Source organism: Streptomyces sp. NPDC091416 (assembly GCF_044756845.1).
In the GTDB taxonomy this organism is placed as follows: domain Bacteria; phylum Actinomycetota; class Actinomycetes; order Streptomycetales; family Streptomycetaceae; genus Streptomyces.
In genome coordinates, this window is sequence record NZ_JBIVTU010000003.1 from 211,774 (window position 1) to 238,389 (window position 26,616).

Sequence of the window (26,616 nt, forward strand, 5' to 3'; positions counted from 1 at the left end):
TCAAGGAGACGGACTCTCCCGTGACTTGAGGGCGATCTGCCAGCGGTAGAAGCTCATCGCCAGGGCGAAGTCGAGCCCCGCCCGCCCGTCCAGGAAGCCCCGCCGGTAGACGTACATGTACGCGAAGGACACCAGCGGCTTGAACGGCGCCTTGTGGAACAGCTGCCCCTGCCGCGACTTGACCCGGCGCACCTGTTCCTTGACGTCGGGATGGTGCTCCAGCCACGCCTCCCAGTCCGAGTACCTGTTGTGCCGCTCGAACCAGGCGGTCACCGGATCGAGATCCTGGTGCTCGATCGGGTTGCGGAGCGAGCCCGCACTCTCAGCGACCGGCTGGTAGTGCCCTTCCACCTCGCCGATGCCCGGCGCGTCGAGATCGCCCACCTCCGGGTAGCGGCTGCGGGTACGGTCGGTCAGCGAGCGCTTGCGGATGGTGTATCCGTGCCGCAGCCGCTTCCCCGAGAACCAGTACCCCAGCGGGATGTCGTACGCGGCCGGCCGGGGCGCCTCCGGATCGGCGAAGACCTGCCGCAGCTCGGCCAGCAGCCCCGGGCTCAGCCGTTCGTCGCCGTCGAGCAGCAGGATCCAGTCCAGGTCCGTGCGGACATGGTCCAGGCACCACTGCTTCTTCCTGGGGTGCCCGCCCTCCCAGGTGTACATCATGACCTCGGCCCCGCACTCCGCCGCGATCTTCGCCGTGTCGTCCGTGCTGTGCGAGTCGACGACGACGACCGCCTCGAAGTGCCCGAGCACCGACTTCACGGCCTCGGCGATGTTGAGTCCCTCGTTCTTCGTGGGGATCGCCACGGCTATGGGCAGCTTGCTCATCCGTTGTCTCCTTCGGGCAGCCAGGCATAGCAGCCTGTGGACGTGAAGGCGCGGGCCGTCTTCGGGATCGTGATCACGCTCCGCCTCCCGTCGTCGGTGGAACCCGACACGAGGTCCTTGCCGTCCGCCCCGGTGACCTGCCAACTGCACGTCCTGGTGGGGGAGACGTCGCGGTAGCGCCCCGCGCGGAGCGCCTTGCCCTCGTGCGTGCCGTCGGCGTACCCCCCCGAGGCCCGCTCCACCAGCTCCGCGTGCTGCACGCACAGGTGCTCGACGGCGGGCTTCGCGTCGGCGATCTCACCGGTGACGATCGCGCCGACGGCGGTGTCCCGGTCCACCTTGACGAGATACGTCAGCCGGTCGCAGGTCTCCTGCCCGGTCTGGAGAACGGCCGCCGGATCCATGCCCCGGGGGACGCGGTCGACGAGGTACTCCTTCTGCTTCTTCGTGAACGTGCCGGTGGCCGGGGTGAGTTCGGCGGCGGGGACCTTCGGTGGCTCGCTGGTCGGGGAGGCCGTCGGATCCGTGGCGGAAGAACTCCCCGGTCCGGCCACGGGCCCCGACGGGAGGGCCCCCGACGAGGCCGCGGGGCCGGCCGCGGCCGGCTCCTTCCCGCCTCCGCCGCCGGAGGACGAACCGCAGGCGGCCAGCGCCGCCGTCATGACGACGACGGCGGCGCCGGCCAGGAACGGATACCTCATCCACCCGTCCTCAGCGCGTAGTGGGCAGCGACCTTCGAGCCGCTCAGCACGGTCGGATAGACCGCTGTCTCGTCGACCTGCCCGGCGAAGAAGTTGCTCGTCGGACGGTTCGGCCAGCCGGACAGATTGTCCCCGCCGACCCGCCAGTAGCCCCGGTAGTTCCTGTTGCCGGTGTACAGCACGTTGCCGGCGCGGAGTTGTCCGTCGACGTACAGCGCCACGCCTGCGGAGCCCTGGGTGGCCACCACGTGGTGCCAGGCCCCGTCGTTGTACGCCGCGGACGTGGCCACCGCCTTGTAGCCGCCGCTGTACACCCCGAACACCAGACGTCCGTCGTTGCGCATGTAGACATGCTTGTCGTGCTGGCCGCTGTTCTCCATGGTCAGATTGCCGAAGCCGAGGATGTTTCCGCCCCGGGTGGTCGTGGTCTTGATCCATGTCTCCACCGAGAAGGTGGAGGGTGAGGAGCTCGGAGTGTTGCCGTAGGCGTACTCGTCCGTGCCGTTGAAGCCGATGGCGGTCGACGGACCGGAGATCGCCGCCGGAGTCTGGCGGTAGGAGGGTGCGTTGCGCAGGAAGCCGTTGTTCAGATTGCCCGAGGCGTCGGCGGCGAACGTCGAAGTCCCCTCGTCGTAGCGCCAGTACAGCGAGGCCCCGTCGGCGATCACCCGAGTGGGATACGCCTCCGCCCCGGACGCCACCACGGCCGTCACCGCGGGTGACTTGGCGCTGGTGTTGGTGCCGTCGCTCGCGCTGATCCGGTAGGTGTGCGTCTCACCCGGTGCCACGTCCCGGTCCGTCCACGTGAGTTGGGGCCGGTTCCAGAACACCGAGAAGCCCGTGGTGGTGTGCACCGGGGTACTCGCGCCGTCCTTGTAGATCCGGTACGTCAGCTCCCCGTCGTCCGTGTCGAAGCTCGTCTGCCAGTTCACGTCCACCTCGCCCGGGCGGACCGTGGAGACACTGGCGTTGGGCACCCACGGCGCTCCCGTGTCGGGCCCGTCGGCGAACCGGGTCAGCCCCTGCTGCGCCGAACCGTTGACCGTGGTGAACTCGCCGCCCACCCACAGGTAGTGGCGGCCGCCCTTGTCCGTCTGCGCCATCACCCGGGGGCCGACGGGTTCGCCGATGCCGTCATTGGTGTCCGGGAACCACGGAAGCAGCTTCGGGTCGTCGACCGCCTGCGCCAGCAGGTGCTTGCGCGGCTGGTCGGGGAACTCGCCCATGGACGCGCAGTCGTGGGCGTGACTGCCGCTGTACAGAACGCCGTTGTGGACCAGCAGGGCCTGGGTGGCGCCCAGGCAGGTGTCGCGCCAGACCTGGGAGAACGTGGCCAGGTCGAGGGCGATCCGGCCGTCGAAGACACCGCCGCCGGTGCCTTCGTTGGCGGTGTAGAACTGGGTGGCGTCCGAGGTCAGGTCCTGCACCGTCGAGGTGTTCGGAATGAATCCCGGATAGCTCTTGTCCAGGGCGCCCGTCGTCGCGTCGACCACGGCCAGCGCGTGCGAGTTCGTTCCGTTGACGGTGAAGAAGTCCCCGCCGATCACCACGTGCGAGCCGTCGGGGGTGACCTCCACGGCCCGGCCCACCTCGTCCGTGTTCGCCGTGAACGGCTTGAGCTGGGCGCCGGTGGTGACGGCCGCGAACTTGTTGCGGGTCTGCCCGGCGACACTGTTGAAGTCACCGCCGAGGTAGACGGTGTCATCGGTGACCGCGAGCGCCCGCACGGTCGCGGACACCGCGACCTTGAAGTCCTGGCGCGGGGTGCACGTGGCCGTGTCGACGGCCGCGATGTTGCTGACCCCGACCCCGTTGACCGCACCGAACTGTCCGCCCGCGTAAAGGGTGTCGCCGTCCGGCGAAAGGACGAGGGAGCGCACGGTGGCCGTTCCGGAGGAGAGGGTGAACGACAGGCTGCAGCCCGTCGGCGCTCCGCTCGCCGCGTCGAAGGCGGCGAAGTTCACCGCGGGCTGCTCGGAGGTGCCGGCCGGTGCGTCCGGCGGCCGTACGGTGGAGAAGGTGCCGCCCGCGTAGACCACCCCGTCGGCGGAGGCGGCCATCGACCAGACGATGCCGTTGGTCTGCCAGGTGGTCAGGTCGTCCGCGGTGATCGAGACCGGTGGGGCGAGGGCCGCTGCCGGGGAACCCCCGGCGGCGGCGCTCAGGGCCCCGGCGAGCAGGCAGAGCGCGGCGGCCGCGGCACGCGCGCGGCCGTGGGCGCCGCGTCCGCGCCCCGTACTTTCGTTCATCATTCAGCTCCGAAGGTGAGAACGAGCTGCGGCCGGTGGGCCGCGGTTGCGACCTCGCTGGACCAGATGCGGAGACTGTCCGTCCCGCCGCTGGTCAGAGCGAGTGAGTAGGCGGAGCCCAGGGCCCCGCCCAGTACCGGCGCGTTCAGCTCCACCGAGTAGTCGGTGGAGACGGCGGTTGCGCCGGAGATCGTTCCCAGCACCGTCGTGGCGAGCGACGGGCGGGTGTTGTAGGTGACCGCCGACTCGGTCCACGCGCCGGTGACCGGCACGAGCGTGTGGGGTTCGGCCGAGCCCGCCGTGGAGTCCGACGAGGTACGGAACGTGAGCCGGGCGCTCGTGAGCTCCTGCCCGGCCGGGGCGGCCGGCAGGGCGAAGCGGAGGTAGCCGAGGTACGGCGTGGTGCCCCGGGAGGCGAGCTGGCTGTCGTTGTACGTGGTGTTCGCGGCGACCCCGTTGACGTACGCGTCCTCCGTCGGCGTCAGGGTGACCGTGGTGTCGCCGGGACCGGACGGGGTGTCCGCCAGATCGTGGTGTGCGGCGACCTGGGCGGCGGTCAGCGCGGAGCCGTAGACGGCCGTCTCGTCGACCTGTCCCGCGAAGTAGGTGCTGGTGGGACGGTTGGGCCAGGCCGTGGCCATGGCGTCCCCGCCGACCCGCCAGTACCCGTTGTAGGAGCGGTTGCCCGTGGCGGTGTTGGTGCCGACCTGCGCCCCGTCCACGTAGAGCCGCATGCCGGACGGGCCCTGCGTGGCGACCGCGTGGTGCCAGGTGTTGTCGTTGTAGGAGGCGGCCGAGGTGATCGTCGGGCGGCTGCTGGAACTGCCGGTCTGGACCCCGAAGGCGAGGCGCCCGCTGTCGGTGAGGTAGAGGATCTTGTCGGAGATCCCGCTGGTGTGCCCCTGCGCGGTGCCGATGTTGCTGCCGTACCCGACGAGACGCCCGCCGCGGGTCGTGCTCGTACGGAACCACGTCTCGATGGAGTAGGGGGTGGGTGAGGTGTAGTGATGCAGCCGGTCGCTGTAGACGTACTCGTCGGAGCCGTTGAGGGTCAGCGCCGTGGAACCGGCCACGGCGGACGGCGTCGAACGGTACGACGGGGTGTTGGTGTAGACCCCGCCGTCGCCGTTGTCCGAGGCGTCCGAGGCGAAGGCGCCGCCCGCCTCGTCGTAACGCCAGTACAGATCCGCCCCGTCGGCGAGCACGCGTTCCGCGTACGGACTCGCCGAACCGGAGGCGGTGACAGAGGCGTTGGCGGAGAGCGCGCTGGTGTTGGTGCCGTCGCTCGCGGTGATCCGGTAGGAGTAGCTGCGGCCTGCCACGACGTCCGTGTCGGTGAAGGTCAGCTGCGGGCGGCTGAAGAAGAGCGAGGAACCCGTCGTCGTGTGGACCGGCGCGGCGCCGCCGTCGCGGTACACCCGGTAGGTGAGCCGGCTGTCGTCGAGGTCCAGGCTCGAACGCCAGCTCACTCGAACCTCACCGGCCCGCGGCGCGGAGAGACTGACCACCGGTGCGGACGGCGCCCCGGTGTCCGGCGAGTCGGCGAACCGGGTCAGGGCCTGCTGGGCGACACCGTTGACCGTGGTGAACTCGCCGCCCACCCACAGGAAGTCGTGCCCGTCGCGGGACGAGACGGTCAGCGTGCGCGGTCCCACCGGCTCACCTATGCCGTCGTTGGTGTCGGGCAGCCAGCCGAGCATCGCCGGATCGTCGACGGCCTGCGCGGTCAGGTGCTTGCGGACCTGGTTGGGGAAGCCGCCCATGGTGGAACAGTCGTGGACGTGGCTGCCCGCGTACAGCACCCCGCGGTAGACCCGCAGTGCCTGTGTGGCGCCCTGGCAGGTGTCCCGCCAGCGCTGGTCGAACGTGGTGAGATCCATCGCGAGCCGGCCGTCGAACGACGCCCCGCCGGCGCCCTCACCACCCACGTACCAGCCGCCGGACGCGGAGTCCGTGACGATGTCCTTGATCACGGCGGACGACGGGATGAAGCTGCCGGGGTAGGCGCGGGTCAGCGCCCCGGTGCCGGCGGCGGTCACCGCGAGCGCGTGCGAGTTCACCCCGCCCACCGTGAAGAAGTCCCCGCCGATCAGCACGCTCTGCCCGTCCGGAGTGACCTTCAGCGTCCGTCCGGGATCGTCCGCCTCCGGGTTCCAGGCGGTGAGCGCCCCGGCGGCCGTGACCGCGCCGAAGAAGCGGCGGGTCTGTCCGTTGACGCTCTGGAAGTCGCCGCCCGCGTAGACGGTTCCGCTCGCGGCCACGTCGAGCGCCCGCACGGTGGCCCCGAAGTTCGGAGCGAAGCCCGGACGCAGGGTGCAGGTGGCGGTGTTGACGGCGACCAGGCCGTTGGCGGATGTCCCGTTGACCGCGTTGAAGTAACCCCCCACGTACAACGTGGACTTGTCGGGGGAGACAGCGAGCGCCCGTACCGTCGCGGTCCCGCTGGAGCGGGTGAAGGAGAGCGAGCAGCCGGTGGGCGCCCCGGTGGCCGCGTTGAACGCGGCGAAGTTGACGGCCGGCGTGCTGTTGCTGCCGGCGGCGGAGCCGGCCGGGCGGACCTGGGTGAAGGTGCCGCCTGCGTAGACGACCCCGTTCGCCTCGGCGAGCGACCAGACGATGCCGTTCGTCTGGTACGTGGCGAGGTGGTCGGCGGTGAAGCCGACCGGATCGGTGAGCGCGGCGGCCGGGGGAGCGGTCGCCGCGGAAGCGGTCAGGACCCCGCCCGTGAGGGCGAGGACGGCGGTGAACACGCCGCCGCGGCTGCGTCTGAGACGTCCGGGGTATCTCATCGGTCCACCCGCACGGCTGCTCCGGTGAGCTGATCGGCCAGCAGCCGGACATCGGCGTCGACCATGATCCGGGCCAGCTCCTGCGACTTCACGGCGGGCTTCCAGCCCAGCAGCTCCGCGGCCTTGGACGCGTCCCCGATCAGCGCGTCGACCTCGCTGGGACGCTCGTACTTCGCGTCGTAGCGGACATGCTCGCGCCAGTCGAGACCGGCGTGCTCGAAGGCGTACTCCAGGAACTGCCGGACGCTGACCCCTTCCCCGGTCGCCACCACGTAGTCGTCCGGGGTGTCGCACTGCAGCATCCGCCACATCGCGTCGACGTACTCGGGGGCGTACCCCCAGTCACGCACCGCGTCCAGGTTGCCCAGATGCAGATGCGTCTGGAGTCCCGCCTTGATCCTGGCCACGCCACGCGTGATCTTCCGCGTCACGAAGGTCTCCCCGCGTCGCGGCGACTCGTGGTTGAACAGGATGCCGTTGACCGCGAACATCCCGTACGCCTCGCGGTAGTTGACGGTCGCCCAGTACGAGTACACCTTGGCGACGCTGTACGGGCTGCGCGGGTGGAAGGGCGTGTGCTCGTTCTGCGGCGGCGGGTTGGCGCCGAACATCTCCGACGAGGAAGCCTGGTAGACCCGGGTGTCGATGCCGCTGGCACGCACGGCCTCCAGCAGCCGGATCGTCCCGAGGCCGGTGACATCACCCGTGTACAGCGGGGCGTCGAAGGAGACCCGGACGTGCGACTGCGCGCCGAGGTTGTAGACCTCGTCGGGACGGATGTCGCGCAACAGGTTCACCAGGGCGACCCCGTCGGCGAGATCGGCGTGGTGCAGCACGAACGAGCGGTTCTCCTCCTCGGGCCCCTGGTAGATGTGGTCGATCCGCTCGGTGTTGAAACTCGACGAGCGGCGGATGAGGCCGTGGACCGTGTACCCCTTCTGGAGCAGCAGCTCCGACAGGTACGAACCGTCCTGTCCGGTCACGCCGGTGATGAGCGCGGTCTTCGCCATGTCTCCCCCTTCTGCGGCCGCCCGAGGCGGACGGGCAACGCCGAAATTTCAGATTTTGAGCGATCTGCGGCAAAACGTCACCGCGTCATACAGCTGCTGGCACAATCCGAGCCATGACGACTGATCTCCCCGGCCCTCCCCAGGAATCCGTCCCGTCCCTGCTACGCCCCGGCGCCCGTGTGTTCGTCGCCGGCCACCGCGGTCTCGTGGGATCGGCGCTGGTGCGGCGCCTGACCGCCGACGGTCATGAAGTGATCACCCGCGGGCGCGAGTTGCTCGACCTGCGCGACGCCGAGCGCACCGGGGCCTTCCTGCGCGACGCCCGCCCCGACGCCGTGGTGCTGGCCGCAGCCAAGGTCGGCGGGATCATGGCCAACAGCACGTATCCCGTGCAGTTCATCGAGGACAACCTGCGCATCCAGCTGAGTGTGATCGCGGGCGCGCACGCCGCCGGGACCGAGCGGCTGCTCTTTCTCGGGTCGTCCTGCATCTACCCCAAGCTGGCCCCGCAGCCCATATCCGAGTCCGCGCTGCTCACCGGTCCGCTGGAGCCGACCAACGAGGCCTACGCCCTCGCGAAGATCGCCGGAATCGTGCAGATCCAGTCCTACCGCCGCCAGTACGGTGCCGCGTACATCAGCGCCATGCCCACCAATCTCTACGGACCGGGCGACAATTTCGACCTGGAGACCTCGCACGTCCTGCCCGCGCTGATCCGCCGCTTCCACGAGGCACGGCAGGGCGGCGCCCCGGCCGTCACGCTCTGGGGCTCGGGCAGCCCCCGCCGGGAATTCCTGCACGTCGACGACCTGGCCGCCGCCTGCGTACTGCTGCTGGAGCGGTACGACGGTGACGCTCCCGTCAACGTCGGCTCCGGCCGGGACCTGACGATCCGGGAACTCGGCGCCACCGTAGCCGATGTGACGTCGTATCAGGGCCGGGTCGAGTGGGACACGGCCAAGCCGGACGGAACCCCGCGCAAGCTCCTGGACGTGTCCCGGCTCTCGTCCCTCGGTTTCGAACCGCAGGTCCCGCTGCGTGACGGAATCGCCCGCACCTACGCCTGGTGGCTGGAGGAGCAGGGCGCACAGGTCTGACCGGCCTCCGGCACCGGCTGCCCGGGCCGGGCGGACGGCCGCGGCAGCGCGACCCTCCGCCCGGCCCGCTCTCATCTCTCTCATGCGTGCCGCCCGCTCTCAGTAAGCCCCGCGGCCGTCGGTGACGGCGCGCAGCGTACGGGCCATGAGTCCCACGTCCGTGGCCACCGACCAGTTGTCGACGTACCACAGGTCGAGCGACACGGTCTCCTGCCAGGACAGGTCGGACCGGCCGCTGACCTGCCAGAGACCGGTCAGTCCCGGTCTGACGGCGAGCCGCCGCAGCTCGCGCTCGTCGTAGCGCGACACCTCGTCCGGCAACGGCGGCCGTGGGCCGACCAGGGACATGTCACCCCGTAGCACGTTGAAGAGCTGGGGCAGCTCGTCGAGGGACGAGCGGCGCAGCAGCCGGCCGATGCGGGTCACCCGGGGGTCCCGGCGCATCTTGAACATCGGGCCGTCGTTCTCGTTCGCTGTCACCAGCTGCGCCTTGCGCTGTTCGGCGCCCACCACCATCGTGCGGAACTTCCACATGGTGAACGGCCGGTTGTGCTGTCCCTGACGGGTCTGCCGGTGGAACACCGGTCCGGCCGAGGTGAACCGGACCGCGGCGGCGACCGTGAGCAGCAGCGGGGCCAGGACGAGCAGGCCGAGCGCGGCACCCGTGCGGTCCACCACGGCCTTGAGGGCCTGCTGCGGGCCGCGCCGCAGTGGCGGCACTATGTGGAGCAGGGTCAGCCCGGCGGCAGAGGAGGGCCGGATCCGGCTCTCGGTGATCTCCGAGAGGTGCGAGAGCACCGACAGGTCGAGCCCCCCGTCGTGCAGCCCCCAGGACAGCCGCCGCAGCCGGTCCTCGGCGAGTTGCGGCCCCGGTACCACCAGCGCGAGGTCCGCCTCGTGGGCGAACGCCGCACCGAGCACCGTCGAAGCGTCGTCGTCGGCCGGCTGCGGCGCGAGACGCCCCGGCACCGGGGCCTCGCAGCTCAGGCCGGTCGTCCCCACGGGCACAGCGGCCACCACGAGGTAGCCGTGGTCCGCCCGGGCCGCAAGCAGCCGCACCGCCCGGTCCACCCCCGCGGCCTCGCCCACCACCAGCACGCGGCGGGCCGTCCTGCGCCGCCCGGACCACGGCAGCCGCCGCACCCCGGACACCGCCGCCGTCGCCAGCAGGCCCGGGACCAGGGCCACCACGGCCGTCGCCGGGTCGATGGTGCTGTCGGCCGCGGTCCAGAGCACCGCCATCAGTCCGATGAGCAGCAGCCAGTCGCCGGTGGCGGTCAGCGCGCCCGGCGGCCGGCCCGTGCCGCGCGCCGTGTACCGGCCGCGCACGGCCCGTACGCCGGACCACACCATCGCGGCCGCCGCCGCGCCGGCCAGGGCCCTGGGCTGTCCGTCGGTGCGCAGGACGAGCCAGGCGGGAATCCCCAGGCCGAAGAGGTCGAAGCCGACCACGAGTGGCAGATACCGGCCGGGTCTGTTCTTCGGCCCGGGCCGGTCGGAACGGTCGCGCTGTACGGTAGGGCCCTGCCGCAGGCGGTCGAAGTCCTGCCGGCGGGGCCGGTGCGAAGCAGTCCGGGGACGAGGCGCCCCCGCCAGTCCCACGGGTCCTGATATTTCGGATTCGGGTAGCTCGACATGCCCCATGAACCCCCCAGTCACAGTCGCATTGCCACAAACGGGGCGCATCCGCCGATCCTGTGGACTGACGGATGCGCCCTCGCTCGGTGCACGATATCCACACACGTGCCATTTCGCTGGAGTTCCGGTGAAGTTCAGACAGGCCGTTCGCACCGGAACTCGTCCCGTTCCGTACGGGATCTCAGGTTCTGTGGCTGGCTGTTGGTAATTGGGACCCGCCGGAATCGGATGGTGTGCGGATATGTACGGCTGCCCGCCAACTGCCCTCCGTGGCGGGAGGGTTGCGTGTGATGCCCTGCTCGCCTCCGCGACGCCCACTGCCGTCTGGGAGAATGCGGTGCCGGGGGACAGCGCCCGGCACGAGCGAAAGAGGAACGCACGGTGACTCGCGCGGAGACGAACTGGGCCGGCAACATCACGTTCGGGGCGAGGCGGGTGTGCATCCCCGGCACCGAGGCCGAACTGCGGGACACGGTCGCCGCCTCCACCACGGTGCGGGCCCTCGGCACCCGGCACTCGTTCAACACGGTCGCCGACACCGCCGGGGACCTCGTGTCGGTGGCCGGACTGCCGCGGCTGGTCGACATCGACCGGGCGGCGGGCGAGGTCACGGTCAGCGCGGGGCTCCGGTTCGGGGAGCTCGCCGGTGAGCTGCACGAGAACGGCTTCGCGCTGCACAATCTGGGCTCCTTGCCACACATCTCGGTGGCCGGCGCCTGCGCGACCGGAACCCACGGTTCGGGTGTGGGTAACCGCTCCCTCGCGGGGGCCGTCCGGGCCCTTGAGATGGTGACGGCGGACGGCGGGACGGCCGGCCTGCGGCGCGGTGACGCGGACTTTCCGGGTGCGGTGGTGTCCCTGGGCGCCCTGGGCGTGGTGACCCGGCTGACCCTGGACCTGGTGGAGGCCTTCGACGTACGGCAGTGGGTCTACGAGGACCTGCCCGAGTCCGTGCTGACCGGCCGGTTCGACGAGGTGATGTCGGCCGCGTACAGCGTCAGCGTCTTCACCGACTGGCGGCCGGGCCCCGTGGGACAAGTCTGGCTCAAGCAGCGAGTGGGCGACGAGGGCACGCAGGAGGCGCCGGCCGACTGGCTCGGCGCACGGCTCGCCGACGGCCCGCGCCATCCGATCCCCGGAGTGCCGGCCGGGAACTGCACCCGTCAGCAGGGTGTCCCCGGGCCGTGGCACCGACGGCTGCCGCACTTCCGGCTGGAGTTCACCCCCAGCAACGGCGACGAGCTGCAGTCCGAGTACTTCGTGGCCCGGGAGGACGCCGCGGCGGCGTACGAGGCCGTGGGCCGGCTCCGCGACCGGATCACCCCGCTGCTCCAGATCTCCGAGATCCGTACCGTGGCGGGCGACGACCTGTGGCTGAGTCCGGCCTTCGGCCGTGACTCGGTGGCCTTCCACTTCACCTGGGTCCCCGACGGCGCGGCCGTCGCGCCGGTGCTCGCGGAGATCGAGGAGGCGCTGGCTCCGTTCGGTGCCCGGCCGCACTGGGGAAAGGTCTTCGGCACCGACCCCGGCGTCCTGCGCACGCTGTACGAGCGGTATGAGGACTTCGAGCGGCTGATGACCCGCTACGACCCGGCGGGCACGTTCCGCAACGACTTCCTGGACCGGCACTTCCGTCCGTGACCAGGCCGGCCGCTTCCGTGAGGATCACCGGCACTTCCGTCCGCGACCCGGCCGCCCGCACCCCGGGGTGGATCACCGGCTCTCGCGTTCGTCCCTCGCCCGGGACGGCCAGGCTGCCGCCGATCTGCCCGGGGCGAGCTGGTCCACCAGCTCGGCCAGCTCCTCGCAGGCACGCTCGATCCGGTGCCGGACGGTCTGCTGTTCGGCGACGAGGGCGGCCAGCAGCAGCGCGGTCAGCGCGACGGCACCGTTCAGGACCGTGAGGTTGACCATGATCTCCAGCATGGTGTGGTCCGTGAACGGGCCCACCCTGTCCGTCCCCGCGACCACCGCCAGGACCGAGATCAGCAGGGCGCACGGAGCGCTGCCCGCGAGCTGGAAGCGCAGCGCCGCCCAGATGAGGATCGGAAACACGAGGTAGAGCATCGACAGCGAGCTGCGGGTGGCGAGCAGCGTGCCCGGCACGGCGACGATCAGCAGCGCGGTGCCCTCCATCCACCGGTCGGTGAGCCGCGGCATCCGCAGGCGCCGCAGCACGAGCAGCAGCGGGGTGACGACGAGGACGCCCATGGCGTCCCCGGCCCACCACGCCGCCCAGACCGGCCAGAACCCGCTCGCGGGCAGTTTCCCGTCGGCCAGCAGCACAGCGGTTCCCGTGCTCGCGCTGATGGTCATGCCGGTCATCGCACCCAGGAACACCAGGACGACTCCGTCGCGCAGCCGGGCCAGCTCGGGACGGAATCCCACGCTGCGCAGCAGCAGGAAGGCGCAGACGGGCGCGAGCGTGTTGCCCGCCACCACGAGGACGGTGGACGCCGACACCGAACCGTTGAGCGTGGCGATGACGAGCAGGGAGCCGAGCGCGATCCCGGGCCACACGCGCAGTCCCATGGAGAGCAGGGCGCCCAGCGCGATTCCGGTGGGCGGCCACAGCGGCGTGACCACCGCCCCGTGGACCGTCACCTGCCGGAGCAGGCCCAGGTCCGCGGCCACGTAGTAGGCACCGGCGACGGCCAGAATGCGCAGTGAAGTCATGGCCCTGCGCCGGTTCTTCTCGCTGTGGATCACGGTTCTCATGAGACACCGGCCGTGACAGGAGGCCACGGCGTGACACGCACCGCCCTCCCCGGCCTCATCCACGGGCGGCGGGGGACGCCTCGTGGCGCAGCACGAGTACGGCGGCGTCGTCCTCGTGCCCGGTACGTTCCGCGGTTCCCAGGATCGCGTCGGCCAGCTCGTCCGCATCGTCGCCGACCCGGGTGCGCACCAGCCGTACGACGGCGTCCAGGCCCTCGTCGATCGGATACGACGGGCCTTCGATGACACCATCGGTGAGCAGCACGAACGCCCCGTCCGCCGTGAGCTGCCGGGTGGTCACCGGGTACTGTTCACCGCTCTGGATCCCGAGCGGCAGCCCGCCCTCGTCCTCGGTGACGCCCGACCGCCCGTCCGCCGTGGCCCACACCGCGCCCACATGGCCGGCGCGGGCACTCTGCAGTTCCCGGGTCAGCGGATCGAGCCGGACGAACGTGCAGGTCGCCAGGAGACCGGAGTCCACGCCCAGCAGAAGGTCATTGGTCCGGCCCACCACCTCGCCCGGATCGGCCGCCGTCGCCGCGAGCGCGCGCATCGCGATCCGGATCTGGCCCATGAAGGCCGCCGCCTCGACATCGTGGCCCTGTACGTCGCCGATGGCGAAGGCCAGCGAACCGTCCGGCAGGCGGAATCCGTCGTACCAGTCACCGCCGATGTCCAGGCCGCTGCGCGCGGGCGTGTACCGGGCGGCGGTCTGCAGCCCGGGCAGCGCGGGAAGGGCGGCGGGGAGCATTCCCCGCTGCAGTGCCTCCGCCAGTTCCACCCGTGCCTGGTGCAGCTCCACCTCCCGGCGGGCCCGCGAGGTGAGGTCCTGGAGGGTGGTGAGCAGTTCCTCGGAACTGGCGGGGCGGGGACGCCGGTTCATGGGCCGCTCCGCAGGGCAGATGATGGCGGTCCGCACCACGGGGTCGCGGCGGGCCGGGCCATGAGCCCGACGCCGGAGACCTGGAGGGCAAGGGTCCGGTCCGGCGCTGCGGGCGTGGTTCCTGCATCCTATTTCGGTCCGGCGGTCCTCGCAGGCCGAGCCGTGACGGGCGTGCGGGGCCGGATGGGTGGATGCTGGAAGCGGAGCCGTACGGCGGCGGGCGTCCGCCTGCCGGTGCGGGCCGGGAGGTGCACGATGAACCGCACGATGGAGTGGACGGTCCGAGTCGATCTGTCGGAGGACGACGGGACGACGAAGGCGGAAGCGGTGCTGGACACCGGTACGGCGAAACTCACCGGCCACGGGGTCGCCCGATGCAGCCCGCAGGACCCGGACGTGCCCACCATCGGTGACGAACTGGCGGCGAGCCGCGCGATGCGCGATGTCGCGGGTCAGCTGATGAGTGTGGCCGACCGTGAGCTGGGTCAGGCAGGTGCGGGATCCGGGGACGGGCCCGTGCCACCGCCGTACGCCTGGTCGGACGCGACGGCCTGAAGGGCCGTCCGGGTTCCGCGCAGGCGGGTCACGGCAGCGGACCCGCCCGCCCCGGTGTCCGGGACGGGCGGGCCCGGCACGTCACCGGTGGTCAGTCGACATAGGTGATGTCGGAGGTGGCGTACAGGCAGTTCGTGCTGTCCGGGCCGGTGCCCGTCTTGCTGGGCTCGCCGCTCGTCACACCCTTGTACTTGGTGCAGACGTCGATGTCGCGGTCTGCGTCGTCGTAGATCGTCACGCCGGAGAGACGGGCCGTGTCACCGTAGTTGGGGTTGATGCCCACGAGCCCGTCCCCGGGCGCGGTGATCCAGACGTTCTGCACCTGGACGTGGCGTCCGTACTGGGTCGAGCAGTTGCCGCACGAGCGGTAGAGCTTGCCGAAGTCCCTGACCTGGAAGTTCTTGATGATCAGGGTTCCGCCGCCGTTGTGCTGGAACACCTTGTCGTCCGCCAGCTTCGCGCCGCCGCCGTCGACCGTGCGCACCAGTGAGGAGGAGCCGCCGAGGAAGGTGGCGGCGTCCTCGCCCACGTCCTCCCACCAGACGTTCTTCAGTGTGCAGGCGCCCAGGCAGTGCACACCGTCCGCGGCGGGGGCGCCGAGAATGACGTTTTGCAGCGTGGCGCCGTCGGCCAGCTCGATCAGGGCCGGCTGGTCCTCGTCCTGGCCGTCGCTGCCCAGGTCGCCGCTGCCGTAGAAGCGCTTCAGGTTCCCGTCGTAGGTACCGGAGACCTTCATCGTCGAGCTCACGGCCTGGCTGCTGGTGGCCGTCGGCCAGGCGGGCGGCGACTCGGGGTCCGTCGGCGGGTCGGTCGGCGGATCCGTGGGCGGGTCGGTCGGCGTCGTCCCGGCCGTGGTGAACGTCCACCGCTTGCTGGTCACCGAGTCGCAGGAGTTCTGCTGGACGAGCGCGCCGGCGGCGGTCGAACTGTCCTTGACGTTCAGGCACTTGCCGCCGTTGGCGTTGACGACCTGGTACGTGCTGCCGCTGACCTGGGTCAGCGTCCACACCTGCCCGGCCCCACCGGTGCAGCTCTGCTGCTCCACGGCCTTGCCCGCGCTCGTCGAGGCACCGCGGACGCCGGCGCACTTGGCGCTGTGCGCGGCGGTCAGCGTGTAGCCGCTGCCGGAACTCTTGAGCTGCCACGTCTGGTTCGCGGCACCACTGCAGGATCGCTGGGCGAGCTGGACGCCGGCGGAGGTTCCCGAACCGGGAACCTCCAGACACAGTCCGCTCGCGCCGTTCGACAGGCTGTACGAGCCGACTGCGGGGGCGGCCGTCGCGGAGCCGGTGGCGAACATCGCCGTGAGCCCCGCGAGCACGAGCGCCGCTATCGCGACGAACGAGGCGGCTGCCCGTCCGCCCCTGCGTCTGGCATGCTGATTTCTGGTACGCACTGGGTATTCCTTTCACCGCCTGCGGTGTCCTCCGCAGGCACCAATGAGTGGTTTGGTGCGGTGGTAGGCAATCCCTCGACCATCGGAATCACGACGCGTGATGTTCCGTATGGTGAACCGAGTTCTTGTATGAGAACAGCGGTGACGGTACGTCAACGACATGGACCGGTCAAGAAGTCGGAGTGTCATGATGCGGCGCCCGCCGGGGCGGGCCGTAGCGTGACCGGGGGAGCGGCCGAGGCGGAGACCGGTCGCCGCGGACGAGAAACCCCTGGGTGACGCCATGTGCTGGAGTGCCACCGCCGACCTCGTCGCGGGTACGGCGATCACGGCGGTCGGTGCGGCCTGCGTGCTCCGCACCCGCCGGGTCCGGGACCTTCCGCTCGCGGCGCTGCCGCTGCTCCTGGGGGCCCACCAGATCATCGAGTCCGTGGTGTGGCGCGCGGACGGCGGAACGGGGCCGGCCACCGTCGCGTGGGCGGTCATCGCCCTGCCGGTCCTGGCGCTCTGGGTGCCGCTGGGCGTGCTGTGCGCGGCTCCGCCACGGGCCCGGCGCGGACTCGCGGTGCCGGTGGTGGCGGGGGCGGCGACCGCGGCGGCGCTCGCCCACAGCCTGGCGGCCCGGCCGGTGACGGCGCAGATCCGTGGCCACACGCTCGGGTACGTCCTCGACCTGCCGCGGCCGGAACTCCTCGTGGCGGGCTACCTCCTGGCCACCGTCGGATCGCTGCTCCTGTCGCGCGACCGGGTGCTGGTGCGGCTCGGCGTACTGGTCGCCGGCGGGGCCGCGGTCTGCGCCGCGCTGTGGCGACTGGAGTTCATCTCCACCTGGTGCGCGTTCGCGGCGGTCTGCTCCGTGGTCCTGCTCGGCTGGTCCGGGAGGAGTCCGGCCGGGTCCGCGGGCCGCCCTGTGCGCACTGTGGGGGAATGACGGACGGGGAGCCGGGCGCGATGCGGCCTTCGGACGGTGTTCGAGGGAACCTCCGTGCTTCTTCCCGCGGGTAACGGAACGGGCGTTCAGGTCCGGCCGTGACGCCGCTGTTACGGATACCGCGTCCGGACCGGCCGGGCGCGGACCCGCGGGCGCCGAAGGACCGTTCCGGCGTCGGCGTCCGTCAACCCGGTGCTGTGCGGGTGGATGCAGTCATCAGCGATTGACAGGTACCTGGAGGTTCCGGTGCATGTCGCGTACAACCGCGTGTGACGGAAATGTCCGCGTCTCGTAACACGGCTCCGGATGGTCACCCGGCGCCGGGCAACCCGGTCAAAGTATGCCTTCCCGGCACCACGCCGGGGCCGAACAACGCCCGGACCGCAGGGCCCGGGCCCGCACCTGAGGGGTCTTCATGTCCCGTTCCGCACGACGGATCACCGCTGCTGTTCTCGCTTCCGGCGCGCTGGTGGCCGCCGCCGCTCTCCCTGCGGTCGCAGACGACCACGACCACGACCACGGCCACGGACGCGGTCACGCCCCGCGCTCGGCCGTCGTTCTGGGCAAGATCCAGTACAACAGCCCCGGCCGCGACAACGGTTCGAACCGGAGCCTGAACGGCGAGTGGGTCACCGTCACCAACACGAGCCGCCACTCGGTCAACCTGCGCGGCTGGACGCTGCGTGACGAGAGCCACCGTACCTACCGGTTCGACCTGCGGCTGCCCGGCCGCTCCTCGGTGCGCGTGCACACCGGCGTGGGCCGCGACTCCCGCACCGACGTCTACCAGGACCTCCGCCGCTACGTCTGGGACAACAGCGACACGGCGACCCTGCGGGACGCGCACGGCCACAAGATCGACTCCAAGTCCTGGGGCCACCGCTACGGCGGCCACCGCTGACCCGTCGGCGGCCACCCACTGAACCCGGGGCGGCCGCCGGCGTCCTGACCGCGGCGCACCACGGCCCGACCTCCGTGGTGCGCCGCACCCATGCCCGGTCCGTCAGGAGGCGCCCGCGGCCTCCACCCGCTCTCTCGCCCGGCGCCGCCACCGCTGCCGGTGCGCTCCGCGGCGGTGCCGCCCCGTCAGGAACGCTCGTCGGCCGGGACCTCCTGCTCGGTCCAGAGCGCTTTGCCGTCGGTGCTGTACCGGGTGCCCCAGTGCGTGGCGAGCTGGGAGACGATGAACAGGCCGCGGCCGCCCTCGTCGACGGTGCGGGCGTGACGCAGATGCGGGGCCACCGGGCTGGTGTCGTGGACCTCGCACGTGAGGGTGCGGTCGAGCAGGAGCCGCAGATGCAGCGGCGGGGTCCCGTAGCGGACGGCGTTGGTGATCAGCTCGCTCACGATCAGCTCGGTCGCCTCGATCGTCTCCTCGCCGAGGTTCCAGCCTTCGAGCCGGTCGCGGACCAGGGTCCGGGCCATCGCGGGCGTGGTCCGGTCGTGGGCCAGCTCCCAGGTGGCCACGCGGTCGGGCGGGACGACGCCCGTTCTGGCGAGCAGGAGCGCCGCGCCGTCCGGGTGCGCCTCGGCGGGGAGGTTGTAGACGACGGCGTCGCACAGGTCCCGCAGCGGCCGGTCCGGATAGGCGAGCGCGTCCTGTGCCCGGGTCACGGACCGGTCGTCGGACAGCAGCGAACCGGTGAGGAAGGCCAGCACACTGCCCTCGGCGAGCTCGACCGTCGCGGTGGCGAACGGCGCGCTGTCGTCGGAGAACAGCGGCGGGCCCTCGGGCACGTCGAGTTCGACCGGGCGGCCGTCCGGATCGACTGCGACCGGCGCCGGGTGCCCCGCCCGCGCCACCGTGCAGGTCCGGGAGAAGGGGTCGTAGACCGCGTACAGGCAGGTCGCCGTCAGCGGCTGGCGGTGCAGCGAGTCACCCGGCGGAAGCGACCGGCGCTCCCGGGCCAGGCGGTCGGCCGTGTCGTTGAGGCGGGCCAGCACCTCGTCGGGGTCCAGGTCGAGCCCGGCCAGGGCGTGCAGGGCGGTGCGCAGCTGCCCCATGGTGATGGCGGTCTGGAGTCCGTGCCCGGCGACGTTTCCGATGATCAGCGCGGTCCGGGCACCGGACAGCCCGATGGTGTCGAACCAGCATCCGCTGTTGCGCCCCGGAAGCAGCACGTGCGCGGTCTCGACGGCGATGCGGGTGCCGTTGTACTGGGGCAGCAGCCTGCGCTGGACGGTCGAGGCGATCACATGGTCGCGCGCGTAGCGCCGCGAGGTCTCGATGCTCAGCGCCGCGTGGGCGGCCGCTGTGAGGGCGAAGGTGAGGTCCCGCTCGTCGAACGGTTCCGAGCCGGGGGAGCGGAACATGCTGACGAGGCCGAGGAAGGCGCCGTGCAGCTTCAGCGGAGCCACGATCAGGGAGTGGGCGCCGATCGCCGTGACCAGGTGTCCGGTGACCGGATCCGAGTCCAGCCACGGTGTGTCCGGGCCGAGCTGGACGAGCCGGGGCCGCAGATCATTGGCGGCGAGCGAGTACGGCGTGCCCGCGGGCAACCGCCGCGTCATGCCCACCGGGGCGTCCTCGTCGGTCCCCAGCTGGGCCGCGCGGCGCAGCGGGACATCGGATCCCAGCGGGCTGAGCGGCGCGCTCGAACCCCGCAGTACCTCGTCCACCACCTCGACCACGGCGAAGTCCGCGAACCGGGGCACGAGCGCCCTCACGAACCCTTCGCAGATCGCCTCCATGTCGAGGGAGTGGCCCACGTTCCTGCGGACCGCGGCAAGGGCGTCCACCCGGTCGCGCGACTTCTCGCGCTCGTTGATGTCGACGACGGCCGCCAGCAGTCCGAGCGGCCGGCCGGAAGGATCGTCGAGGCGGTGGACCGTGACCATCAGGCTGCGATCGGGCCCGGGCGCACCCCTCAGCTGTCCCCGCATCACATGGTTGAGGACCGGCACACCGCTCTCCAGCACGCCGCGCAGCAGCTCCTCGGCCTCCTCGGGGTCCTGGACGCGGTACGCCTCGGTGAAGTGCCGTCCCACGATCCGTTCGGGCGCGACCGCGTCGGACAAGGAGTTGACCCGCTTCACCCGAAGGTCCGTGTCGAGCACGTGCAGTCCCACCGCGGACTGGCTGAACAATGTGTCCAGGAGCGCGTCCGTCATCCCGTCGGACGTGGGCGTCCCCGGGATCGGTGGACCGGAGTCCGGCACGTCGCACCCCCATCTGACTCCGCCACCCAGGCGAATCGGCGGCTCTGCCGACAGACTGCGCAGGCCCCGCCCGGCCCGCCACCGCACTGCGGCAGACGGGTGACGCGGGCCCTCCCGGACCTCCGCGCGGATCCGGTGCGCACCGACGGCAACCTTTCCGGACCCGGCGGGGACTGAGGGGTACCCGACACCCCCACTCCGGAAGGCACGCACCGTGGCTCCTGAGCATCCCCGATCCCCCCGCGGCCGCCGCACCCGTACGCTGATCGGCGCCGTCACCGCAGGCGTGCTGGCCGCCGCCGGACTGATCGTCACCGGTCAGACCTCGCACGCCGCGACCGCGCGCCAGGCGGAGGCGCTGGACCGCGGCGTCGTCAGCGTCCACACCGATGCCGGCAACCTGATCAGCTGGCGCTGGCTCGCCACCGACGCCGACGACGTGTCCTTCAACGTCTACCGCGCCGGCACGAAGGTCAACGCCCAACCGGTCACCGGCTCGACGAACTACTTCCACGCCGGGGCCCCCAACTCGGCCGACTACACCGTGCGCGCGATCGTCGGCGGCGTCGAGCAGAGCGACTCCGTGCACGCGATCCAGTTCCGCAGCGGCTACAAGGACGTGCCCATCAGCCCGCCCGCCGGCGGCACGACCCCCGACGGCGTCGCCTACACCTACGAGGCCAACGACGCCTCCGTCGGTGACCTCGACGGCGACGGCGCACTCGACTTCGTACTGAAGTGGCAGCCCACCAACGCCAAGGACAACTCCCAGTCCGGCTACACGGGCAACACGATCGTCGACGGGATCAAACTCGACGGCACCCGCCTCTGGCGGGTCGACCTGGGCCGCAACATCCGCTCCGGCGCGCACTACACCCAGTTCCAGGTGTACGACTACGACGGCGACGGCAAGGCCGAGGTCGCGATGAAGACCGCCGACGGCAGCACCGACGGCAAGGGCACGGTGATCGGCAGCGCGTCGGCCGACCACCGCAACTCCTCCGGCTACATCCTGTCCGGACCCGAGTACCTGACCATGTTCAACGGCCTGACGGGCGCCGCCATGGGCACCGTCGACTACGTGCCCGCGCGCGGCACCGTCTCCTCGTGGGGCGACAGTTACGGCAACCGCGTCGACCGCTTCCTCGCCGGTACCGCCTACCTCGACGGAGCCCGGCCCTCGCTGATCATGGCCCGCGGCTACTACACGCGTACGGTGATCGCCGCCTGGGACTGGCGGAACGGGGCGTTCACCCGGCGCTGGACCTTCGACACCAACAGTTCGACCAACTCCGGCAAGGGATACGACGGCCAGGGCAACCACCAGCTGTCCGTCGCCGACGTCGACGCGGACGGCAAGGACGAGATCGTCTACGGTGCGATGACCGTCGACGACAACGGCAACGCCCTGTGGACCACGAAGAACGGCCACGGCGACGCCATGCACGTCGGCGACCTGGACCCGTCCCGCCCGGGACTGGAGGAGTTCAAGGTCGACGAGGACAGCTCGAAGCCCTCGTCATGGATGGCCGACGCGAGGACCGGCCAGATCATCTGGTCGACGCCCGCCGACGGCGACAACGGCCGCGGCGTCAGCGACGACATCTGGTCCGGCAGCGCCGGAGCGGAGTCCTGGTCGTCGGCGGCCGACGGAGTACGCAATCCCAAGGGCGCCGTCGTCGCGAGCCGCAAGCCCTCCAGCGCCAACTTCCTGTCCTGGTGGGACGGTGACACCACCCGGGAACTCCTCGACGGCACCCACATCGACAAGTACGGCACCTCGGGCGACACCAGGCAGCTGACCGGGGCGTCGGTCCATTCGAACAACGGCACCAAGGCCACCCCGGCGATCTCGGGCGACCTGTTCGGCGACTGGCGCGAGGAAGTGGTCTGGGCGACGACGAACAACACCGCCCTGCGCATCTACTCCACGCCGTACGAGACCGGCACGAAGATCACGACCCTGCTCCACGACACCACGTACCGCACGGCCCTGGCCTGGCAGAACACGGCCTACAACCAGCCGCCGCACCCGAGTTTCTTCATCGGCAGCGGGATGGCGACGGCGCCCCGGCCGACCGTTTCCACGCCCTGACGGTGCCCGGCCCGCCGGGTGAACCGGCGGGCCGGGGCCCGGCGCTACGCCGTCGCTCCCGAGGAGCCGTCGCCGGACGCCGGCGGTGGTGCCTGTGACTCGCCGGTCTGCGGGGTCACGGGCTCCGGGGCCGACTCCGATGTCGGCGGGGGCGCCTCCGAGGACGGCGGCGGTGACGGGGGCGGCTCCTCGGACGAGGGAGGCGGCGGGGGCGGCTCCGTGGACGGCTCACCGGGCTCCGTCGGGGGTGACGACGGCTTCCCGGACGACGGGGCACGTGAGGAGGCGTCCGAGGGGCAGGGCTCGGCCGAGCCGCCGCCGGACCGTGGCGGACACCGGGAGCCGTCCTGGTCGGCGGGCGGATCGGTCTTCTTGTCGCCGTGGCCCGTGTCGCCCGCGCTCCGCTCGAACCAGCCCTTGGTCCGGGGGTCGAACATGACGAACACGTTCACCGGCTGAGCGGCGGGCTCCACCACCACGACGTCTCCGGCCCGGTACCCCGGCCACGCCTCGCCCTTCTGCTGCGGTGTTCCCTTCAGCGCGACAGGCGGCAACAGCGGATTGCCGCACGCGCACCGGACCCTGGGCACTCCGCGGTCGTCGATCAGTACGGCCGTGCCGGCCTGGAGGACCGCCTGGTAGCTCGTGGCCGTACCGTTCTCGTAACCGTGGTTGGTCACGCGGGTGTCGAGCCGCAACTGGACCGGAGTGAGCGCGCGCAGATACGCCGGGACGCCGGACGGGGCGATGCCCTCGACCGAGGCGAAGGCCTTGTTCCTGGCAGGCTGGTCCGCAAGGGCGGTGATCTGTTTCTCCACGTCGCAGGAGGCGGCCTTGCGGGTGCCGCCGTACAGTCCGGGGGCCGAACCGTCCACGCCCCGGGTGACGTTGGACCGGGTCCGGGAGGCGCTCGCCACCGGACTCGGCACGGCGGTGGGCGTGGTGTCCCCGGCGCTGCTGTGCGCGGTCGAACCGGTGAACGGAGCAGGTCCGGTCGATCCGGCCGCTTCGAGGAACACCTCCCCGCCCGCCCGGTCGGACCCGTCCGGCCGGGTGAGGACGACCGTCAGCACCACCGCCGCCACGAGGGCGACGGCGATCGTCGCCACCTTGGGGACCGACCGCCACCAAGGGGTCCGGGGGCCGCGCCCCGGGCCGCCTGGGGTCTCACCGGGGCCGCCGGGGCCGGGGGGCCCGCCCTGTCCGCCGCCCGAGGGCGGGCCCGCCGGCGGACCGGACGGGCGCTCAGGAGGCGGCGGGACGGGGCCTTCCTGCGAAGGACCCGAAAGCGGTCCCGACGGCGGCCCCGTGGGGCGGCCGGACGACGGCGGCTGGTCACTCACGGCTCTTCTTTCCCACGCCAGGGTCGTTGCCGAATTCTTCAGGTATCAGCCATTGTGTGCCCGCTACCCGCGCGGCCCGCAAGCCGACGCGGTCGGCCCGATCGAGGGGCGCGGCACCTCGCGCCCGGCCTTGAAGAGCGTTCTGTCCCGGCGGCCGCACGAGGACAGCCACGGCACCTCTCCCCGTGGCCTGGAAACGAACGGGGGGACCCACTCCGTTGCCGGAACGCCCGCATACATCCGGTATGCGGGCGCCCCTCCGCCCTGCGATGCGCCGCATCCGACGCCGCGCGCTGATCCACCGGGAATCGCGGGACAGCCCTTAGCGTGGGCCCGTGAGCACACAGGGATCGGACGGCCGGGACCGTACGGGAATCCGGGCCGCGCACGGCTGGGGCGACGCCCTGCTGACCGCTCTCGCCGGGCTGCTGGTCATGGGCGTCACCGCGGCCCTCGGGCTGTGGGCGGCGGGCGCGGCGGAACTGCCCGGCGGTTCCTTCCCCCGGGTGGTGGCGGCCGTCGTCGTCATGGCGGCGGGCGGATCGGTCGCCCTGTCGGGGAACGCCGGGGACCTGGCCACGACGCACGCGGACATCTCGGCGCTGCCGCTCTCGGTCACCCTGGTCGGAACGCTCGTCCTTGCCGCCGGATTCCTGCGCCCGCTGCGGCACCGGGCCGTCGCCACCACCCGCGAACTGGCCGGATGGGCGGGCCGGATCGCGGCGCTGTGGCTCCTGGTGCTCATCGGGCTGTCCCTCCTGGCCCGGCAGACCTTCGACGTTCCCGGGGCCGACCCGACGGGCGGCGTCATCGGTGACGTGTTCGACGCGACCCCGCAGGCCGGCTTCCGTGCCGAGATCCCGCTGACCCTGGTCCTCGGCCTGCTCTGGCTGGCCGGCGTCCTCGTCCTGGCCCTGCTCGTCTCGCGTGGCGCCCCGCTGCCCGCACGGCTGGTGCGCTTCCAGGAATCGGTGCGCCCGGCCGCGTACGCGATGGTGGCGCTGCTGCTCGCCTACGTACTGGTGGGTCTGGTCATCGCGCTCGTCGTCGTGGTGACCCGGGGGCATCCGGCCGAGACGTTCGCGGTGATCCTGCTCGGACTGCCCAACCTCCTCTGGCTGGTGTTCACGCTGGGCCTCGGCGCGTCCTGGGAGGGCAAGGTGGACGGACCGTTCGGACTGCCGATGCCGCAGGTGCTGGACTCCGTCCTGCGGACACCGGACCTGTCCACGCTGAACGTCGGCACGCTCGCCGAGCAGGACGGCCGCGTCTGGTGGTGCGTCGTCGTCGCCGCGCTGTTCACCCTGGCGGCCGCGTTCCTGGCGGCCGTACGGTCACCGGCCCGGATGCGTTCCTGGCAGCACGCCGTGCACATGGCCGTGGCGCTCGCCGTCACCGTGCTCGCCGTGTGCCTGCTCGTCCGGATCTCGGCGCACTACGGCCTGTCCCTCCTCGGCCTCGGCGACCTCGGCGGCGGGCTGGGCGGCGAGGTGCTGCTGCGGCCGCGGCTGTGGGGTGCGCTGGGAATCGCGGTGCTGTGGGGGCTCGTCACCGGCTTCCTCGGCGGGCTGCTCGCCGCCCGCGTGCACCGGCGCGGTGAGGTGGATCCCAGCAGCCCCTAAGGACGGTCGCCGAACACCGGCGACGCCCACGGCGGCGGCGCGGGCGGCGGTTCGGGCCCCGACTGCCAGGTGCCGATCCTGCGGTCCACCTGCGTCGGCGGATGACCGCCCTCCGCCTCGCCCCGCGCCGCGGCACGCAGCGCGGCCACGAACTGGAGGCACGAGTCGTAGCGGTCGTCCGGACTCTTGGACAGGGCCTTCGCCAGCACCGCGTCGACGGCCGCCGGGAGATCGGGCCGCAGCCCCGTCAGCGCCGGCGGCGGATCGAACTGGTGGGCCCACAACAGCGCCATGTCGTCGTCGCGCCGGAACGGCGGGGCGCCGGCCATCGTCTCGTGCACGACGCACGCGAGGCTGTAGACGTCGCAGCGTCCGTCCACCGGACGGCCCGAGATCTGTTCGGGCGCCACGTAGTCGAGCGTTCCCACGAACTGGCCCACGGACGTGAATCCGGTCAGCGACAGCGACTTCTTCGTGAGGCCGAAGTCCGTGAGGTACACATGCTCCGGATGGTCGCTGTCCGTGCCCGCCGCGACCAGGATGTTGCCGGGCTTGACGTCCCGGTGCACCAGGTCGTGATCGTGGGCGGCATCGAGCGCGGACGCGACCTGGGCGGCGATCCGGACCGCGGTGCCCAGGGGGAGCGGGCCCTGCCGGTCGAGGAGTGCGCGCAGATCCTGGCCGGCGACGTAGCGCATGGCGATGTAGAGGATGCCCTCGGTCTCACCCGCCTCGAAGACCGGGACGATGTGCGGGTGGTCGATCGCGGCGGCCACCCGCGACTCGTGGGTGAAGCGTTTGCGGAAGGTGTCGTTGCGGGCGAGTTCCGGGGCGAGCAGCTTGAGGGCGACCGTGCGGTCCAGGCGCAGGTCCTTGGCCCGGTAGACGACGGCCATCCCACCGCGGCCGATCTCACCCTCCACCAGATAGTCGGCGATCTGTCTGCCGATCAGGTCGGATGGCCGCCCGGTGGGAAGCGCGGAATCGCCGGACGGGCCGGCGGCGGGAGCCATCAGCCGTCACCCCGCCGGGTCCGCGGATGCGTGCCGGGGTCGACGAGCCGGGTCGCCTCGGGCTCGGAGCCGCCCGCCGGGGCGTTGCTCGGCCGGCCGGGTCCCGACTGCGCCGCGTAGGTCGTCAGCCGGGTCCCGTCCGTGTACACCCAGCGCTCGTGCTCGGCGTCGAACAGCCACACGGCCTCGCCGTCGACGACCACTCCGGCCCGCAGCCCCTGGGTGCGACGGCGGAAGGTCTCGCCGTCGATGCGGCCCTCGACGAGTTCCTCGGACGCCCGGCGGAAGCGGTCCAGCGACTCCTGGACGCGGGCGAGCAGCGGCCGCGGGTCCGCCGTGCGGGCCATGGGCTGTCCGGCCCGCGGCGGGTCGTGCGGTACGGAGACGAGCAGCCGGCCGTCGACCCAGGCGGACCAGCCGTTGGCACACAGGACCTGGCCCCAGTCGCCGCGCCGGTCGAGCAGCTGCACGGGAAGCAGCGGGTCCAGCGGCTCGGTGGGCCGGGACACATCGGGCGCCTCCCAGGCGGGCAGCCCTTCCTGGGGGACGACATGGGTGGGGCGGAAGTCCTCGGTCTCCATGGGCCGCC

General features: G+C 71.8%; 20 protein-coding genes. 7 read left to right on the plus strand and 13 right to left on the minus strand.

Annotated elements, in window-relative coordinates:
- Genes ACIQMX_RS11635 through gmd form a run of 5 tightly spaced genes read right to left on the minus strand, consistent with a single transcriptional unit; the run spans position 1 to position 7,577 of the window.
- Positions 1 to 828 carry a glycosyltransferase family 2 protein gene (locus ACIQMX_RS11635; RefSeq protein WP_363078015.1) on the minus strand — a complete coding sequence of 276 codons (828 nt, stop codon included), beginning with the start codon at positions 826 to 828 and terminating at the stop codon, positions 1 to 3.
- Complete coding sequence (locus ACIQMX_RS11640; RefSeq protein ID WP_363078013.1) at positions 825 to 1,529, minus strand: hypothetical protein; 705 nt, start codon at positions 1,527 to 1,529, stop codon at positions 825 to 827. The genes ACIQMX_RS11635 and ACIQMX_RS11640 overlap by 4 nt, the downstream gene beginning before the upstream one ends.
- Complete coding sequence (locus ACIQMX_RS11645) at positions 1,526 to 3,781, minus strand: LamG-like jellyroll fold domain-containing protein (protein WP_402476845.1); 2,256 nt, start codon at positions 3,779 to 3,781, stop codon at positions 1,526 to 1,528. The genes ACIQMX_RS11640 and ACIQMX_RS11645 overlap by 4 nt, the downstream gene beginning before the upstream one ends.
- Entirely contained in the window at positions 3,778 to 6,567 is a 2,790-nt protein-coding gene (locus tag ACIQMX_RS11650; RefSeq protein WP_402476848.1) for a LamG-like jellyroll fold domain-containing protein, read from the minus strand. Before ACIQMX_RS11650 ends, ACIQMX_RS11645 begins: the two co-directional genes overlap by 4 nt.
- The gene (gene gmd / locus ACIQMX_RS11655; protein WP_402476851.1) at positions 6,564 to 7,577 is read right to left on the minus strand and encodes a GDP-mannose 4,6-dehydratase; all 1,014 of its coding nucleotides are present in this window, start codon (positions 7,575 to 7,577) and stop codon (positions 6,564 to 6,566) included. The genes ACIQMX_RS11650 and gmd overlap by 4 nt, the downstream gene beginning before the upstream one ends.
- Positions 7,578 to 7,690: 113 nt before the next feature.
- On the opposite strand from gmd, the gene ACIQMX_RS11660 reads away from it, so the two are divergent.
- Positions 7,691 to 8,674 (plus strand): GDP-L-fucose synthase family protein, encoded by a 984-nt coding sequence (locus ACIQMX_RS11660; protein ID WP_402476853.1) that lies wholly within the window; start codon positions 7,691 to 7,693, stop codon positions 8,672 to 8,674.
- Positions 8,675 to 8,773: 99 nt separating this feature from the next.
- Here ACIQMX_RS11660 and ACIQMX_RS11665 read toward each other — a convergent pair whose 3' ends face one another.
- Entirely contained in the window at positions 8,774 to 10,276 is a 1,503-nt protein-coding gene (locus tag ACIQMX_RS11665; RefSeq protein WP_363078003.1) for a sugar transferase, read from the minus strand.
- 417 nt (positions 10,277 to 10,693) lie between these two features.
- Here ACIQMX_RS11665 and ACIQMX_RS11670 point away from each other — a divergent pair, with 417 nt between their 5' ends.
- On the plus strand, positions 10,694 to 11,953 hold the full coding sequence (locus ACIQMX_RS11670; protein ID WP_363078001.1) for an FAD-binding protein: 1,260 nt from the start codon (positions 10,694 to 10,696) through the stop codon (positions 11,951 to 11,953).
- Positions 11,954 to 12,025: 72 nt separating this feature from the next.
- Here ACIQMX_RS11670 and ACIQMX_RS11675 read toward each other — a convergent pair whose 3' ends face one another.
- Both ACIQMX_RS11675 and ACIQMX_RS11680 read right to left on the minus strand, forming a co-directional pair.
- Positions 12,026 to 13,021, minus strand: coding sequence for an MASE1 domain-containing protein (locus ACIQMX_RS11675; protein WP_363078023.1), 996 nt, complete (start codon positions 13,019 to 13,021; stop codon positions 12,026 to 12,028).
- A 64-nt stretch (positions 13,022 to 13,085) separates the two neighbouring features.
- The gene (locus tag ACIQMX_RS11680) at positions 13,086 to 13,913 is read right to left on the minus strand and encodes a PP2C family protein-serine/threonine phosphatase (RefSeq protein WP_363077999.1); all 828 of its coding nucleotides are present in this window, start codon (positions 13,911 to 13,913) and stop codon (positions 13,086 to 13,088) included.
- Between the two features lie 255 nt (positions 13,914 to 14,168).
- On the opposite strand from ACIQMX_RS11680, the gene ACIQMX_RS11685 reads away from it, so the two are divergent.
- Positions 14,169 to 14,468 (plus strand): DUF1876 domain-containing protein, encoded by a 300-nt coding sequence (locus ACIQMX_RS11685; protein ID WP_363077997.1) that lies wholly within the window; start codon positions 14,169 to 14,171, stop codon positions 14,466 to 14,468.
- Between the two features lie 91 nt (positions 14,469 to 14,559).
- Here the strand turns inward: ACIQMX_RS11685 and ACIQMX_RS11690 are convergent, their stop codons facing one another.
- Positions 14,560 to 15,864: a pectate lyase gene (locus ACIQMX_RS11690; protein ID WP_402476860.1), complete on the minus strand. Its 1,305-nt coding sequence runs from the start codon at positions 15,862 to 15,864 to the stop codon at positions 14,560 to 14,562.
- 283 nt (positions 15,865 to 16,147) lie between these two features.
- Here ACIQMX_RS11690 and ACIQMX_RS11695 point away from each other — a divergent pair, with 283 nt between their 5' ends.
- Together ACIQMX_RS11695 and ACIQMX_RS11700 are read left to right on the plus strand one after the other, a co-directional pair.
- Positions 16,148 to 16,795, plus strand: coding sequence for a DUF6629 family protein (locus ACIQMX_RS11695; RefSeq protein ID WP_402476863.1), 648 nt, complete (start codon positions 16,148 to 16,150; stop codon positions 16,793 to 16,795).
- Between the two features lie 415 nt (positions 16,796 to 17,210).
- Positions 17,211 to 17,696: a lamin tail domain-containing protein gene (locus ACIQMX_RS11700; protein WP_402476866.1), complete on the plus strand. Its 486-nt coding sequence runs from the start codon at positions 17,211 to 17,213 to the stop codon at positions 17,694 to 17,696.
- Between the two features lie 185 nt (positions 17,697 to 17,881).
- Here the strand turns inward: ACIQMX_RS11700 and ACIQMX_RS11705 are convergent, their stop codons facing one another.
- Positions 17,882 to 19,906, minus strand: coding sequence for a SpoIIE family protein phosphatase (locus ACIQMX_RS11705; RefSeq protein ID WP_363077991.1), 2,025 nt, complete (start codon positions 19,904 to 19,906; stop codon positions 17,882 to 17,884).
- Positions 19,907 to 20,168: 262 nt separating this feature from the next.
- Here ACIQMX_RS11705 and ACIQMX_RS11710 point away from each other — a divergent pair, with 262 nt between their 5' ends.
- The gene (locus ACIQMX_RS11710) at positions 20,169 to 22,049 is read left to right on the plus strand and encodes a rhamnogalacturonan lyase (RefSeq protein ID WP_363077989.1); all 1,881 of its coding nucleotides are present in this window, start codon (positions 20,169 to 20,171) and stop codon (positions 22,047 to 22,049) included.
- Between the two features lie 44 nt (positions 22,050 to 22,093).
- Here ACIQMX_RS11710 and ACIQMX_RS11715 read toward each other — a convergent pair whose 3' ends face one another.
- Positions 22,094 to 23,392 (minus strand): DUF6777 domain-containing protein, encoded by a 1,299-nt coding sequence (locus tag ACIQMX_RS11715; protein WP_363077987.1) that lies wholly within the window; start codon positions 23,390 to 23,392, stop codon positions 22,094 to 22,096.
- Positions 23,393 to 23,727: 335 nt separating this feature from the next.
- Here ACIQMX_RS11715 and ACIQMX_RS11720 point away from each other — a divergent pair, with 335 nt between their 5' ends.
- The gene (locus tag ACIQMX_RS11720; RefSeq protein ID WP_363077985.1) at positions 23,728 to 25,014 is read left to right on the plus strand and encodes a streptophobe family protein; all 1,287 of its coding nucleotides are present in this window, start codon (positions 23,728 to 23,730) and stop codon (positions 25,012 to 25,014) included.
- On the opposite strand, the gene ACIQMX_RS11725 is transcribed toward ACIQMX_RS11720, so the two are convergent.
- Entirely contained in the window at positions 25,011 to 26,027 is a 1,017-nt protein-coding gene (locus ACIQMX_RS11725; RefSeq protein WP_363077984.1) for a serine/threonine-protein kinase, read from the minus strand. The two genes, ACIQMX_RS11720 and ACIQMX_RS11725, sit on opposite strands and share 4 nt — an antisense overlap.
- Positions 26,027 to 26,608, minus strand: a complete 582-nt coding sequence (locus ACIQMX_RS11730) for a hypothetical protein (RefSeq protein ID WP_363077983.1) — start codon at positions 26,606 to 26,608, stop codon at positions 26,027 to 26,029. Before ACIQMX_RS11730 ends, ACIQMX_RS11725 begins: the two co-directional genes overlap by 1 nt.
- Positions 26,609 to 26,616: the final 8 nt, after the last annotated feature.